The sequence below is a fragment of the Caballeronia sp. AZ1_KS37 genome, assembly GCF_023631165.1.
Lineage (GTDB): Bacteria > Pseudomonadota > Gammaproteobacteria > Burkholderiales > Burkholderiaceae > Caballeronia > Caballeronia zhejiangensis.
In genome coordinates, this window is sequence record NZ_JALQDP010000034.1 from 345,192 (window position 1) to 358,965 (window position 13,774).

The following is a 13,774-nucleotide window of genomic DNA, read 5'->3' on the forward strand; positions in this document are numbered from 1 at the left end:
GCATCAAAGATCGACGTAGATCTCGCCGCCTTCCACCTGCACGCCGTATACGCGAATCGGTTGCGTGACTGGCGCGCAAAGGGCAGCGCCCGTGCGGATATCGAAACGCCCCTGATGCAGCGGACATTCGATGCAGCCGTCTTCCATATAGCCGTCGCTCAAGAGCGCGAACTGGTGCGTGCAAACGTTGTGCGTGGCATGCACTTCTCCGTCGAGCAAATAGAGCGCGATGCGCTCTTCGCCGATCGTCACGCCGAACGGTTCGTCTTCCACTAGATCGGCGAGCTTCGCCGCGAACTTGAGTGCCATTCGTCGCCCCTTCGAAAATCGATCAGTATGCTGATGAATCTGTTGTTCGTATGCTAGCAGGACTTTTCGCCGAGTCAACCGATCAAAAATAATGGCTTTCCCGTAGAGAATCCGGCAAGAACGCGTTCGTGCGATGATTCGAAGATTCGTCACATCGATCAGCGTCATGCCTTCCACCGCCGTCACGCGCACGAGCCCGCTGCCGCTCGCGAGCATTGGCTTCATCCTTGCATCGATGCTGTGCCTCGCAATTGTCGATCCGCTCGCGAAAGCCATCGCGCTGCGCTATCCCGCCAACGAGCTCACGTTCTTTTGCATGTTGTTCGGCCTGATTCCGCCGGTGGCGATGTGCGCTGTCGGCCAGCGCCCGCTGATCGATCGCGTGAAGCGGCTCGGCTTCAGGGGACAGACCTGGCGCTGCCACGCAACGGCGATAGCGCTGCCGACGGGACCGATCGCCTGATCATCGCTCGACCAAGGACATCATGAATCTCGAAGCACTCGACACGCCCGCCGCGATCATCGATATCGCGCGAATGCAGCACAACATCGACCGGATGCAGACGCGCATGAACGCGCTCGGCGTGAAGTTCCGGCCGCATGTGAAGACGACGAAATGCGCCGGCGTCGTGCGCGCGCAGATTGCAGCAGGCGCGCAAGGCATCACCGTATCCACGCTGAAAGAAGCGGAAGCATTCTTCGCGGCGGGCATCGACGACATTCTCTACGCGGTGGGTATCGTGCCCGCGAAGTTGCCGCGCGCGATGGCCCTCAAGCAAAAAGGCTGCGATCTGAAGATCATCGCCGACAACGCGGCGGCGGCATCGGCGATCGTCGCGTATTGCAAGCACGCGAACGACATATTCGAAGTGTGGCTCGAAATCGATACGGATGGTCATCGTTCAGGCCTCGCGCCCGATGACGACGCGCTCATCGAGATCGGCCGCGTGCTTCAGGAAGGCGGCATCGAAGTCGGCGGCGTGATGACGCACGCTGGCTCCAGCTACGAATTGAACGATCAAGAAGCGCTCGCCGCGCTCGCGGAACAGGAGCGCGCGGGATGCGTGCGCGCGGCCGAACGGCTTCGCGCTGCGGGCATCGCATGCAGGACCGTGAGCGTCGGCTCGACGCCGACCGCGCTCGCCGCGAAGCATCTCGAAGGCGTCACCGAAGTGCGCGCCGGCGTTTATGTGTTCTTCGATCTTGTGATGGCGAACGTCGGTGTTTGCGATGCAAACGATATCGCGTTGAGCGTGCTCACGAGCGTCATCGGTCATCAACCCGACAAGGGCTGGGTCATCGTCGATGCGGGATGGATGGCGATGAGCCGCGACCGCGGCACGTCGAAGCAGACGCACGATTACGGTTATGGACTTGCATGCGCGCTCGACGGTACGCCTCTCGAAGGCTGCGAACTCGTCGGTGCGAATCAGGAGCACGGCATTCTCGCCGTCGAATGTCGCGATGAGATCACGAAGCGGTTTCCGATCGGCACGAAGCTGCGCATCCTGCCGAATCATGCATGCGCGACGGGCGCGCAATACCCCGAGTACCAGGCGTTAGCCGCCGACGGCAGCACCACCGCATGGCCGCGCTTTCACGGCTGGTGAGATCGACGAGCGGAAAGCCGCTCATAAACGATGAGACCGCCAAACACGATTCCCGCCGAAACACTCGTGCAGCCGCTATAGCTGACGAGGCCGAGCGCCCATCCTTGATAGTCGACGATGAAGCGCAGCGCGAGCACGAGACCGCACCATCCTGCTATTCGAAAGCCGCGCGTTTGCCCTGCGCGAAGCGCGCGGCCGAATAGCATCATCTGATGACGATCCATCGAGACCGCGAGGCAAGCGAAGGCCATCAGGCAGAAAACGATGCTCAAGAGATGCGTCATGCGCTTTCCTTTTCGCGCTCGGGCATGACGGCACGCGCCGCGATGCGCTTGCCAACGGGCTTCGTGCGCGGACGATGGCGTGTCACGCGTATCGCCAATACCGCATGCAGCAGGGCGAATGCCCACATCATCAGATCGAAGCCGGCGAACACCCAATCGCCTTGCGCGATGCTGCGCCACAAGGGCCGGTTCGTGGTCAGCGCATTGAGCGCCGGCACGAGCGCGAGCATCGCCGTGGCGAGCCAAAGCAGTTCGATCCACGCGCGCCTTGCGGGACGCACGAACGCATATAGCAGCGTCGCGCCCCACATCGCGAAGAAAACATTGACCTCGGCATCGTCACGCGCGGCGATGCCGAGCGGCAGCAGCCGATTGCCCCACAGAAAGCTCGTCATCGCGATGGAAAGTCCCGCGATGCTCGCGATATTCAAACGTTCGACGAGCCAGAAGCCGACGTACGGCCGCGCCGGGTCGGCCAGCTTCTGACGGCGCTTGACCGTCCACATGACAAGCCCCGTGCCGACCATCGCCGTGCCCGCGAGACTGACGATGAAGTACAGCCAGCGCAGTTGCATATCGCTGAAGCGTCCGAGATGCAGCGCATACAGCACGCCGCGCGTTTCGGCCGCGCCGCCCACGCTGTCCTTCAATTCGATGAGCTTGCCCGTCACGCCATCGAAGAGCATGTACTGCGGACTCATCGACACGCGCGACGCCTCACCTCGCGAAACAGCCACGCGCGCGGTGCTGTCGCCGGGATTGGTGATCGTCACGCGACCGACCTTGTCGCGGCCCCAGCGCGCTTGCGCTTCGCGCACCATCGCATCGACGGGTGCAAGCGGCGCGTTCTGTCCGAAAGACTCGCGAGGCTGAATGAACGCGCTGAGTTGCGAAGTCATTGCGGCGCGTTCGGCGGGTGTCCTGAAGGCGGTCTGCGCGCCCCACGGCATGTACATCGCCATCAACGTGACGAGGCCGGTGTAGGTGATCATCGCGTGAAATGGCAGACCGAATACCGACAGCGCGTTATGCGCGTCGAGCCAAGAACGCTGACCCTTGCCCCATCTGAATGTGAAAAAGTCGACGAAAATTTTCTTGTGCGTAATGACGCCGCTCACGATCGCGACGAGCATGAACATGGCGGACAGGCCCGCGAGCCAGCGCCCCCATAACACCGGCATGTAATAAAACTGGAAATGAAAGCGATAGAAAAATTCACCGCCGAGGGTCTCGCGCGCGGTTGTGCGCTCGCCCGTGACCGGATCGAAACGGGCTGATTCGAATGCGCGCTTGCCCTTGGATGTGCCCGGCGCACGCCAGAACGAATCGATGACGCTCGTGCGTTCGTCCGGCAATGCGAAGCTCCACTGCGTACTGCCCGCCGCGATCTTGCCGAGCGTCTCGACGACGCGTTGCGCGACGAGCGCCGCATCCGGCATGTCGCGCTGCTGCGCTTGCTCGGGCCGCATCCATTGCGACGTTTCGTCCTTGAAGTAGCTGACGGTCCCGGTAAGGAACATCGCGTAGAGAATCCAGCCTGCGAGCAGGCCCGCCCACGTATGCAGATCGGACATGCTCTGGCGAATGCCGCGGCCTTTCGCTTTGGAATCGCGCGCGCTTCTCACGAGACGTGTCCTCCCGGCCATACCGTCCATGCGGCCATCAACAGCGGCACGGCGATGAACGCGAGCCCGCTCCATGCCCGACGCGCGCTGCGAACCGCGAACACCCAGATCACCGCGCACACGTAGACGACGAAGCTCACGAGCATGCCGGCGAGCACGGCTTGTGGCTTGCTCATCGGCAGGGCGAGTGCCGCGACGCTCGCGAGCGCGGCGAGCGCGTATCCGCCGAATATCGCGGCCACGATGCGAGAGACGAGCGGGCCGTGCCGGACGAGCGCGCTCATTGGTCGTGTACGCGTCGGCGCGTCATAGGCTTTCAAGGCGTTCTTATGCGAAAGATTGGCCGGATGCACGTCTGCAACGACGAGACGGAATCAGGCGCGTTGAGGTGCGCGTTGCGCGGCGTAAACGATAATAATTATCAATAACGCTCCGCAAGCTTGTCAAGCAACGCTTAAAAGTGGAACGCTGTGGCGTGATCGCGCGAACAGAATGCGATCCGCGTGTGGCGCATCGGCGAGCACAAAATGGACGAACTGGCGGCGTTTATTCTTTGCCCGTGACCCACTTTTTCGTCGCGTGATAGCCGCGCTTCGACGTATCGGCGATGGCATGTCCGGCCGATTTCGCGCCGTCGCCGATGGCGTGCGCCGCATCCCGCGCGGCACGTCCGGTCTGGCGCCCGGCCGATTTCACGTCTTCCTTGAACTGATGGGCGCCCGATTCGACGCTCGCATGTGCCAACGGGCCGAGCGCGATCAGCAAGGCCGGAACGATGAGCAAGGTAGTCTTTTTCATGCCGGCGATTTTCGCATATCGCGCGGACCGCTCCGTTCCGCAAAAAAACGGAACGAACGTGTCACGCGCGGTGTGACTCTCAGCAAGCCGTCGGCCGCACGCGCTCGACTTCGAGTCCGAAAAACGGACGCAGTCGCGTGCCGACTACATTGCCGAAGAAGGCCGCGACGAGCCACAGCCAGCCATGCAGGCTGCCCGATACGATGCCGCTGAAATACGCACCGATGTTGCAGCCGTACGCGAGCCGCGCGCCATAACCGAGCAGCAAGCCGCCGACGATCGCCGCGATCAGCGAGCGCATCGGCACGCGCCAGACGGGCGCATAGCGGCCCGCGAGCGCGGCGGCGAGCATCGCGCCGAGCACGATGCCGATATCCATCACGGATGTAACGTCGTGAGAAATCGGCGCGGCGAGCGCGGCCGCGTTGGCCTTGCTCATCCAGTATGGCCAGCTCGCGGTATCGACGCCGAACAGGGCCGCCGCTTTCGCGCCCCACAATGCGAACGCCGACGTGATGCCCCACGGACGCCCGGACAGTGCGAGCGTCGCGAAGTTGAGCACGGCGAGGGCGATGCCGCCTGCCACGAGCGGCCACGGTCCATGCAGCCATGGCGATGTATGCGCCGGCTGCACGTGCGCGGCGACGAGCTTGCCATGACGGCGCTTCTCGATGACGACCGTGACCGCCGCGATCAGCGCGAACACGATCCAGTTGACGGCGAGCGCGGGCCCCGCGCCGAGCGTCTTCACGAGCGATACCGGTTGCATTTGCGGCAATGCGGTCCAGAACGGCATGTGCGCGGTCGCGATGACGGAACCCGCGATGAACGCAGCGAGCGTCACGATCATTCGCGTGCTGCCGCCGCCGACCGTGTACAACGTGCCCGACGCACAGCCGCCGCCCAGTTGCATGCCGATACCGAAGATGAACGCGCCCACGACCACCGACGTCCCTACCGGCGACACGAGCCCGGTCACCGGCGTACCGAACAGCGACCCTGCCGCGAGCGCGGGAAAGAACAGCGCGACGCCGACCGCGAGCATCAGCATTTGCGCGCGCAGCCCGGCGCCGCGGCCATCGGAAATGAACACGCGCCACGCCGACGTGAAACCGAACGCCGCGTGATAAAGCGAGACGCCGAGCAGCGCGCCGACCACGTAAAGCGCAGCCTGGCGCGCGCCGACGGTTTGCCCGAGATACACCGCGCCGAGCACGATCAACAACGCGGCGATGCCGAGCGGCTTCGGATCGATATCCGCGCGGCGTGCAAGAGGAGTAGCGAGATCTGACATGACGATAAGCGTTTCGAAAAAATGCGGAAGAGCTACTTATTTTCTCGCGTTTGGCTGATCTTCGCAGGCGGCACAGCGCTTGCATCGGCCGTTGCATCGAAGCCCTTTCCTGCACGGAGAAGAAGATGCATATCGTCTGTCACATGATGTCGTCGATCGACGGCCGCAGTCTCACCGATAACTGGAACCTCGATTTCGCGTCGTCCACCTACGAAGACACCGCCGCGCGCTTCAACGCCGATGCGTGGGTATGCGGCCGCGTCACGATGCAGGAAATCTCGCATGGCAAGGACCGCGACTATCCGCGCGGGCTCGCGAAGGGTCCGATTCCACGCACCGATCATTTCGCGAAACGCGACGCGAGCCAGTACGCGATTTCCATCGATCCGAAGGGACGTGTCGCCTGGAAGAGCAATACGGCGCTCGAATCGCATATCGTCGAAGTGCTGAGCGAGAGCGTCGATGACGATTACCTCGCGTATCTGCAATCGATCGACGCATCGTATGCGTTCGGCGGCAAGGACGATATCGAACTGAAGCGCGTCGTCGAAATGCTCGAACGCGAGTTGAAGATCAAGAAGCTGATCGTCGAAGGCGGCGGACATGTGTCGGGCGCGTTCGTCAATGCGCAGCTTGCCGATGAAGTCAGCGTGCTGATCATGCCGCTCGTCGATGGACGCGAAGCGCATACGTCGTCGTTCGAAGTCGCGATGGACAAGTGGAAAACGCCCGCCTACCTCAAGCTGGATTCCATCGAAAAACTGGAACACGACGTCGTCTGGCTGCGCTATACGCGCAAGTCCTGAACCTCGGGATTTACCCGCGCCACCGCATGCAAGCCGTTAAAAATGCGGCTTCCATTGTTATAATTCTTTCATCTCGCGAATAAAAGCTAACATCATTCCTCGCGCCGCTCCGATGGCCAAGAACGACCGCCTGCGTGCCCTTTCCGGCGCGCTCGAAAAACAGAACGTGATGCGTCTGCGCGATGCGGCCGCGCTGCTCGGCGTTTCGGAGATGACGGTGCGCCGCGATATCGCCGCGCATCCCGGCCAGTTCACCTATCTCGGCGGCTATATCGTCAGCGCCGCCGATGTCCCCAACGCGGGCTACACGATCGAGGAAGAGAAAGACCATTTCGCGCAAGCGAAGGCGGTCGCTTCGAATCACGCGGCGCGTCTGCTCGCGGATAGCGAAACCATCTTCATCGATTGCGGCACGACGCTGACCACGCTCGCGCGGCAGATTCCCACGGAGATGCATCTCACTGTCGTGTGCTATTCGCTCAATGTCGCGGAAATTTTGCGGCGCAAGCCCAACGTGCGGATGATCCTGCTCGGCGGCGTCTATGTGCCGTCATCGGAATCGTTCGCCAGCGACGAGAGCGTCGAAACCTTGCGGCGCATGGGCATCAACAAGGCGTTCATGTCGGCGGGCGGCGTCGATGAAGCGCGCGGCGTGACGTGCTGGAACTTTCATGAAGTCGCCATCAAGCAAGCCGCGATGGCGAGTTCGGTGGAACGTCATCTCGTCGTCGATGCGAGCAAGTTCGGCAAGGTCAAGGCCGTGCGCTTCTCGCAGCTTTCCGAGTTCGATTCGGTGATTACCGAGGAAGGTCAGAAGCTCCGCAAACGCGTCTGAATCGTTCCGCTAAAAATCAGAAAGGCTCGTTCAGGTTTCGAACGAGCCTTTTTTGTTCCGCTTTTCGAAGGGCGTTACTGTCTGCGTCCCAGCGCGAACAACGTCCCCGCAACGAGAATGAACGCGCCGATGATGACCTTCTGCCAGGTGCTCGGCACGCCGATGAGAATCAGCACGCTATTGATGAGCGTCACCAGCACGACGCCCAAAAGCGTACCCACCACCGTTCCCGTACCGCCCGTGATGCGGGCACCGCCGAGAATCACCGCCGCGATCACATCGAGTTCCGTGCCGACGAGATCGAACGGGTTCGCAAGCCGGTTCGTCGACACGTGCAGGATGCCCGCCACGCCCGCCAGCAAGCCGGTATAGCCGAACACGAAAAGATGAATGGCGCGCAAGTTATAACCGAGACGTTCTGCAATGGCGAGCGAGCCGCCCATCGCATAGACGCCGCGGCCCATCATCGTGCGATTGAGCAGCCACCAGGTCACGATCGCCGCGATCACGAGCGCGAGCACGGACACCGGCAAAACCGCGCGCAAGCCATCCGGCGTGTGATAGAAAAACAGCGGCAGGCGCCCGAACGTATCCATGCTGTGCGGAATGTTCATGAAGAACTGCGTGCCGACGAACGTCAGCAACAATCCGCGATACAAATATTGCGTGCCGATGGTGACGATCAGCGAGGGCGCTTTCAATCGATGCACGAGCATGCCGTTGATGACGCCGAGAATCACGCCGCCGATTGCGCCCGCAAGCAGAATCAGCACGAACGGGCACTCCGGCCACCAAGCGAAGACAGCCTTCGTGATCGAATACATCGTCAACGCGGCGATTGCCGTGAACGACACGTCGATGCCGCCCGACGCCAGCACGACGAGCGTGCCGAGCGCGAAGAGCGAGACCGTCGTCGCGGAATGGAGCATGTCGAACAGTGTCGCGAACTGGAAGAAGCGCGGATTGATGCTGCCCACGACTAGACACGTCACCACGATCAGCCCGACCGTGAACCACTCCGGATTGCGCATCAGTTGCGCATACAGATTGCCCTTGCGCACGCGCGGCGCGACCTGGGCCGCGTGTTGCGGCATCGTCTCGCTTCCCGTGCGGCGGATGGATTCGCTCATGCTCATGCTGCCTCTGAAAGTAGCGCGTGATAAAGATCGGCCTCGTTCAAGCGATCCGCGCGATATTCGTTCGCGACGCGGCCTTTCTTCATCATCAGAATACGGTCGCAGTTCTGCAGCAGTTCGGGCAGGTCGTCGCTGATCAATATGATGCCGATGCCCTCCTTCGACAGCCGCTGCATGATGCGATAAATGATGTCCTTCGATCCCACATCGACGCCCACGGTCGGACCATGCAGGATCAGCACGCGCGGATCGATCGCGAGCCAGCGGCCGATCAGCACGCGCTGCTGGTTGCCGCCCGAAAGCGATTGCACCGGCTTGTCGACATCGGGCGTCGCGATCTGCAAGTCCTTCACGGTGCGCTCGGCAAGCTCTTGCGCACGCTTGCGATCGATCTGACCGAAGCGGTCGCGCAGGCTCGCGATCATCGCGGTGACGACGTTGTCGCGAATCGGCTTGTCGAGAAAAAGCCCTTCGTTCAGGCGGTCTTCGGGCACATAGCCGATACGTTGCGCCTTCGCATCCGCGGGCGAATGCAGACGCACGCGCATACCGTCGAGCGTCACCGTGCCCGTATCCGCAGGCGCGACGCCCGCAAGCGCACGCGCAAGTTCGTTGCGGCCCGAATCGAGCAGCCCCGTCACGCCTAAAATCTCGCCCTTGTGCAGCTTGAACGACACATCGGCGAACTGGCCCTTGCGGCCGAGACCTTGCACGTCGAGCACGATCTGCGACGCGCCTCCGTCACCTTCCGCGCGATAGCGTTCCGTCGACAGATGCTTGCCCGTCATGAGCTCGCTGATCTGCGCCTTCGTATAGTTTTCGATCGGACCTTGCGCCATCTTCTGGCCGTCGCGCAGCACGATCACTTCGCCGCCGATCGCATAGCACTCGTCGAGCTTGTGACTCACGAACAGCACGGCGACGCCATCCGCGCGCAAACGCGCAAGCACGGCGATGAGGTTATCGACTTCTTTCTGCGTGAGCGATGTCGTCGGCTCGTCCATGATGACGAACTTGGCTTCGCTCGCAATGGCGCGCGCGATCGCAACGAGCTGGCGCGTCGCGAGCGGCAGTTGCTCGATGAGCGTCTTCTGGAAATCCGCGTCGCCCGGCAGTCCGACGGCTTCTAGCGCACGCGCGGCGGTTTGTGCGAGCGCTTTGCGATCGAACGTGCGCGCGAGCTTGCCCGCATGTTCCGCGAGTTCGGATGTCAGCGCGACGTTCTCCGCGACGCTCATGTTCGGCAGCAGCGACAAGTCCTGATAAACGGTTTCGATGCCCGCCGAAAGCGATTCGAGCGGCGAAAGCTTCTTGTGACGCGCGCCTTCGATCACGAGCTCGCCTTCATCGGGCGGTTGCGCGCCCGAGATGATCTTGATGAGCGTGCTCTTGCCGCAACCGTTCTCGCCGAGCAAGTGATAGATCTGGCCGCGCTCGAACGAGAGGCTTACGCCACGCAGCGCATAGACGCCGGTGAAACGTTTATGGATATCGACGACTTCGAGGAGCGGTGTCATATCGTGTAGTCGAGCGAGGCACACCGCAGTGCGCCTCGCGAATGGCATCAGAAGTTGTATTGCTTGTAGTTCGACTTGTCGACATCGACCCAGCCGGTGCCGCGCACGATCACGCCCTTGCCCGGGCCCTTCGTGACCGTCACCTTGTTATAGCCGGTGATGCCGAGGTCTGCGCCGTTCTGCACTTCCTTGCCGTCGACGAGCATCTGCGCGACCTTGTTCATCGCGAGACCGGCGAGCTTCGGATCCCAGAACGCGATGCCGTTGATCGCGCCGCTTTCGAGGAACTTGGCCGCTTCCGTCGGCAAGCCGGTGCCGTACACGCAGATCTTCCCGACCTTGCCGGCCTCTTCGACCGCCCGGCCGATACCGATGACGTCGAGCGACGACGAACCCTGGAAGCCCGTCAGATCCGGATGCTTGCGCAGCACTTCCTTCGCGACCTGATACGCGCGCTCGCCATCGTTGTTCGTTTCGAGCTTCGGTTCGACCAGATCCATCTTCGGATACTTGGCCTTCGCATTGCCGATGCCGCCATCGGCCCATTGCACCTGCGAGCGCGAGCCGAGCGAGCCGACCAGCACCGCCCACTTGCCCTGATTGTTCATGCACTTCGCGAGACGCTCGTTCAGGCCCGCGCCGTATGCGGTGTTGTCGAAGGCTTCGATGTCGACCATCGTGTTCTTCGCGTTGTCCGCTTCATGCGTGACGACCTTGATGCCCCGATCCATTGCTTTCTTGAGCGCGGGTTCGAGCGTCGGCGGATCGTAGGGCACTACCGCAATCGCCGTGACCTTCTTCGCGATCAGATCCTCGATGATCTTGAGTTGCTGCGCGGCGTCGGCGCGGCCCGGACCCGTCTGATATGCGTTGATGTTCGGATTCTCCTTGCCGAACTCCTTCACGCCTTCGTCCATGCGATTGAACCAGTTGATGCCGGTCACTTTCACGACCGTCACGATGGTTTCGTTGGTCGCGGCCTGCGCCGCTGCGATCGCGCCCGCCGCGAGTGCGATCGCGGTGAGTGCGGTGCCCAGTTTGCTCAGCTTCATTGCGTTGTCTCCTTTATCTATCCATTGGTCTCTTTGAACATCACACGCAACACTAACGTCCGGTCGATGCGGGCGGCGGTGGAACATTGCTCTTGGGCGCGGCTCCGCCGATGCCGAAGATCGCGCGCACGCGATCGCCGCCCGCGAATGCAAGCGATGCGAGCAGCAGGAAGCCCCACGCGCAATCGCCGAAAAACTGCGATACGCCGAGCAGATTGAAGAGGCTCGACAGAAATTGCAACACGGTCGCGGCGAGAAACACGCAGACGATGCGTCCATAACCGCCCGCCGGATTCACGCCGCCCATCACCGCGATCAGGATCGCGATCAGCAGATACGAATTGCCGTAGTCCCACTTCGCGCTCGACGTATGCGTCGCGCTGATGAGACCCGCGAGCGAGGCGAGCACGCCGCACATCCCATACGTGAGAATCAGCATGCGCGCGCGCGGAATGCCCGCGTAGAACGCGGCCTTCGGGTTCGTGCCCATCAGATAGAGACGCAGGCCGAACGGCGTACGCTTCAGAATCCAGCCGAGCAGCAGAACCGCGGCGATGAAGATCCACAGTGAAATAGGCACTTGCAGGAAGGTGCCGTTGCCGATGTTCGACAGCGGATCGACGTATTCCACGCGCACGGATGCGCCGTTGCTCAACACCACCGCGATGCCGGTGAAGAGCAACTGCGTGCCGAGCGTGCAGAGAATCGGCGTGAGCTTCAGCTTCGCGATGACGACGCCATTGAGCAAGCCGCCGAGCGCACCCATCACCATGACGATGCATACGAATACCGCGGTATAGAGCGCGGGCGAATCGTCGGCGGAGACCATATGCGGCAGCATCATCGCGGCGACCATGCCGGAGAGATTCGCAAGGCCCACGCCCGACAGATCGATGCCGCCGTTGCCCGACACCATCGACAGCATGATGCCGAGCGCAAGCAGGCCGAGCTCGGGCAACTGGCCGCCCATCGACTGAAGATTGTCGATGTCGAGGAACTGGCCGTGCGACATCCACGTTGCGACGATCACCACGAGCACGTTCACGCCGATCAGAAAGTTGAACTGGCGATCCGCGAGCCACTTCGACGCTTTCATTGCGTGACGCTCCTTTCCGCTAGCAGCGCGTTGATTTCGTCGAGACGCGGCATCGACGGCGCGGTGCCCGGACGCGTCACCGAAATGCTCGCGAGCGCGCAGCCGAAGCGCACTGCATCCACAGGGCTTTCGCCGCGTGCGAGGGCCGCCGCGAAGCCGCCGGTGAAGCCATCGCCCGCGCCCGCCGTCTCGACGACGCGGCCGCATTCGAAAGCAGGCACGAGCGTCGATTCGTTCGACGTATGCAAGAGCGCGCCCGCTTCGCCGAGCGTGACGATCACGGCGCGTGCGCCTTTTTGGAGCAGTACGTTCGCGGCGCGGCGTGCGTCGTCCGCCGAAGCGATCTCGATGCCGGTGAGCGCCTGCGCTTCGGTTTCGTTCGGCGTGATGTAGTCGCAAAGCGGATAGATATCGTCCGTCAGCGGCAAGGCGGGCGCGGGATTGAACACCGTCGTCACGCCATGTTTGCGCGCGAGTTCGAGTCCACGGCGCGCGGCCGGAATCGGTTGTTCGAGCTGCGTGACGAAGACGCCGGCACGCGCGATATCGTCTTCGATCGCATCGACGTCTTCGGGCGCGAGCGTGCCCGCAGCGCCCGCCGCGACGATGATCGCATTGCCGCCCGTGTTCTCATCGACATAGATATGCGCGGCGCCCGTCGCGACATCGTTCATTACCGTTGCGCGCGATGTGATGCCTTCGGCGCTCCATGTCGCCTGCGCGATATCGCCGAACGCATCCGCGCCGATGCGGGTGCAGAAGATCACGTCCGCGCCCGCGCGTGCGGCGGCCACCGCCTGATTCGAGCCCTTGCCGCCCGGTCCCATCTGGAACGCGGAACCCGCGACCGTTTCGCCGAGCAGCGGCATGCGTTGCGCGCGAAACGCGAGGTCCGTCACATAGATGCCGAGAATGACGACGCTTTTCATCGCGTGCCTCCGTGCGCGGCTTCGGGCGCATCCGGCGCGAGTTGCACGCCCTTCTTGAAGATGAAGCAGCCATAGCCGCGCGCTTCGCCCGTCGCGATCACGCAATATGCGTTCTTCGCGCGCTCGTAGAACGCGAAGCGTTCGACCGGCGCGAAGGGCAGCGCGCGGCCTTCGGCATCGTCCACTTCGCGTTGGGCTTCGCGTTGCACGGCGGGCAAGGTAGTTGCATCGCCAACTATCTCCATGCGGCCCGCGGGATCGTCGACGAACGTATCGAGCGGCAGCACCGACAACACTGCGCGCACCGCACGCGGCGCGCTCACGCCGTCCATGCGCAGCACGCGGCCGAGCACCGTTTTGCGCGCGACAGAGTCAGCGGGGAAATGGGCATCGCAGATCACCACTTCGTCGCCGTGGCCCATCGCGGCAAGCGCGTACAGGATATCGGCGTTCAAGAGCGGATCGATGTTCTTCAGCACAGCG

The 13,774-nt window shown here is 62.5% G+C and carries 16 protein-coding genes; 4 read left to right on the forward strand and 12 right to left on the reverse strand.

The window, feature by feature from the left end; translation table 11 throughout:
• Positions 1-3: 3 nt before the first annotated feature.
• The gene (locus NCS00_RS22160; protein WP_250440994.1) at positions 4-309 is read right to left on the reverse strand and encodes a non-heme iron oxygenase ferredoxin subunit; all 306 of its coding nucleotides are present in this window, start codon (positions 307-309) and stop codon (positions 4-6) included.
• A 166-nt stretch (positions 310-475) separates the two neighbouring features.
• Between NCS00_RS22160 and NCS00_RS22165 the strand changes: the two genes are divergently transcribed.
• Together NCS00_RS22165 and NCS00_RS22170 are read left to right on the forward strand one after the other, a co-directional pair.
• Complete coding sequence (locus NCS00_RS22165) at positions 476-772, forward strand: hypothetical protein (protein WP_250440995.1); 297 nt, start codon at positions 476-478, stop codon at positions 770-772.
• 22 nt (positions 773-794) lie between these two features.
• Positions 795-1,919 (forward strand): DSD1 family PLP-dependent enzyme, encoded by a 1,125-nt coding sequence (locus NCS00_RS22170; protein WP_250440996.1) that lies wholly within the window; start codon positions 795-797, stop codon positions 1,917-1,919.
• Here the strand turns inward: NCS00_RS22170 and NCS00_RS22175 are convergent.
• From NCS00_RS22175 to NCS00_RS22195, 5 genes are all read right to left on the reverse strand, one after another.
• Positions 1,907-2,203 carry a DUF3325 domain-containing protein gene (locus NCS00_RS22175; protein WP_034470898.1) on the reverse strand — a complete coding sequence of 99 codons (297 nt, stop codon included), beginning with the start codon at positions 2,201-2,203 and terminating at the stop codon, positions 1,907-1,909. The two genes, NCS00_RS22170 and NCS00_RS22175, sit on opposite strands and share 13 nt — an antisense overlap.
• Entirely contained in the window at positions 2,200-3,858 is a 1,659-nt protein-coding gene (locus NCS00_RS22180; RefSeq protein ID WP_502801594.1) for a PepSY-associated TM helix domain-containing protein, read from the reverse strand. The genes NCS00_RS22175 and NCS00_RS22180 overlap by 4 nt, the downstream gene beginning before the upstream one ends.
• Positions 3,825-4,112 (reverse strand): DUF3649 domain-containing protein, encoded by a 288-nt coding sequence (locus tag NCS00_RS22185; RefSeq protein WP_175980978.1) that lies wholly within the window; start codon positions 4,110-4,112, stop codon positions 3,825-3,827. The genes NCS00_RS22180 and NCS00_RS22185 overlap by 34 nt, the downstream gene beginning before the upstream one ends.
• A 262-nt stretch (positions 4,113-4,374) precedes the next feature.
• Complete coding sequence (locus tag NCS00_RS22190; RefSeq protein WP_250440998.1) at positions 4,375-4,626, reverse strand: hypothetical protein; 252 nt, start codon at positions 4,624-4,626, stop codon at positions 4,375-4,377.
• Between the two features lie 79 nt (positions 4,627-4,705).
• Positions 4,706-5,920 carry a YeeE/YedE family protein gene (locus tag NCS00_RS22195; RefSeq protein WP_008348170.1) on the reverse strand — a complete coding sequence of 405 codons (1,215 nt, stop codon included), beginning with the start codon at positions 5,918-5,920 and terminating at the stop codon, positions 4,706-4,708.
• Between the two features lie 125 nt (positions 5,921-6,045).
• Between NCS00_RS22195 and NCS00_RS22200 the strand changes: the two genes are divergently transcribed.
• Positions 6,046-6,726 carry a dihydrofolate reductase family protein gene (locus NCS00_RS22200; RefSeq protein ID WP_250440999.1) on the forward strand — a complete coding sequence of 227 codons (681 nt, stop codon included), beginning with the start codon at positions 6,046-6,048 and terminating at the stop codon, positions 6,724-6,726.
• A gap of 112 nt (positions 6,727-6,838) precedes the next feature.
• A complete protein-coding gene (locus NCS00_RS22205) occupies positions 6,839-7,561 on the forward strand; it encodes a DeoR/GlpR family DNA-binding transcription regulator (RefSeq protein ID WP_008348173.1) in 723 nt (240 codons plus the stop codon).
• A 74-nt stretch (positions 7,562-7,635) separates the two neighbouring features.
• Here NCS00_RS22205 and NCS00_RS22210 read toward each other — a convergent pair whose 3' ends face one another.
• The 6 genes from NCS00_RS22210 to NCS00_RS22235 are packed head-to-tail and all read right to left on the reverse strand — an operon-like array spanning position 7,636 to position 13,770.
• On the reverse strand, positions 7,636-8,655 hold the full coding sequence (locus NCS00_RS22210) for an ABC transporter permease (RefSeq protein ID WP_235366231.1): 1,020 nt from the start codon (positions 8,653-8,655) through the stop codon (positions 7,636-7,638).
• Positions 8,656-8,693: 38 nt separating this feature from the next.
• Positions 8,694-10,214: a sugar ABC transporter ATP-binding protein gene (locus NCS00_RS22215; protein WP_250436581.1), complete on the reverse strand. Its 1,521-nt coding sequence runs from the start codon at positions 10,212-10,214 to the stop codon at positions 8,694-8,696.
• Positions 10,215-10,261: 47 nt separating this feature from the next.
• On the reverse strand, positions 10,262-11,266 hold the full coding sequence (locus NCS00_RS22220) for a substrate-binding domain-containing protein (RefSeq protein ID WP_250436582.1): 1,005 nt from the start codon (positions 11,264-11,266) through the stop codon (positions 10,262-10,264).
• A 52-nt stretch (positions 11,267-11,318) separates the two neighbouring features.
• Positions 11,319-12,362, reverse strand: coding sequence for an ABC transporter permease (locus NCS00_RS22225; protein WP_008348180.1), 1,044 nt, complete (start codon positions 12,360-12,362; stop codon positions 11,319-11,321).
• Complete coding sequence (rbsK, locus tag NCS00_RS22230) at positions 12,359-13,291, reverse strand: ribokinase (RefSeq protein ID WP_008348182.1); 933 nt, start codon at positions 13,289-13,291, stop codon at positions 12,359-12,361. Before rbsK ends, NCS00_RS22225 begins: the two co-directional genes overlap by 4 nt.
• Positions 13,288-13,770: an RbsD/FucU family protein gene (locus NCS00_RS22235; protein WP_008348185.1), complete on the reverse strand. Its 483-nt coding sequence runs from the start codon at positions 13,768-13,770 to the stop codon at positions 13,288-13,290. The genes rbsK and NCS00_RS22235 overlap by 4 nt, the downstream gene beginning before the upstream one ends.
• Positions 13,771-13,774: the final 4 nt, after the last annotated feature.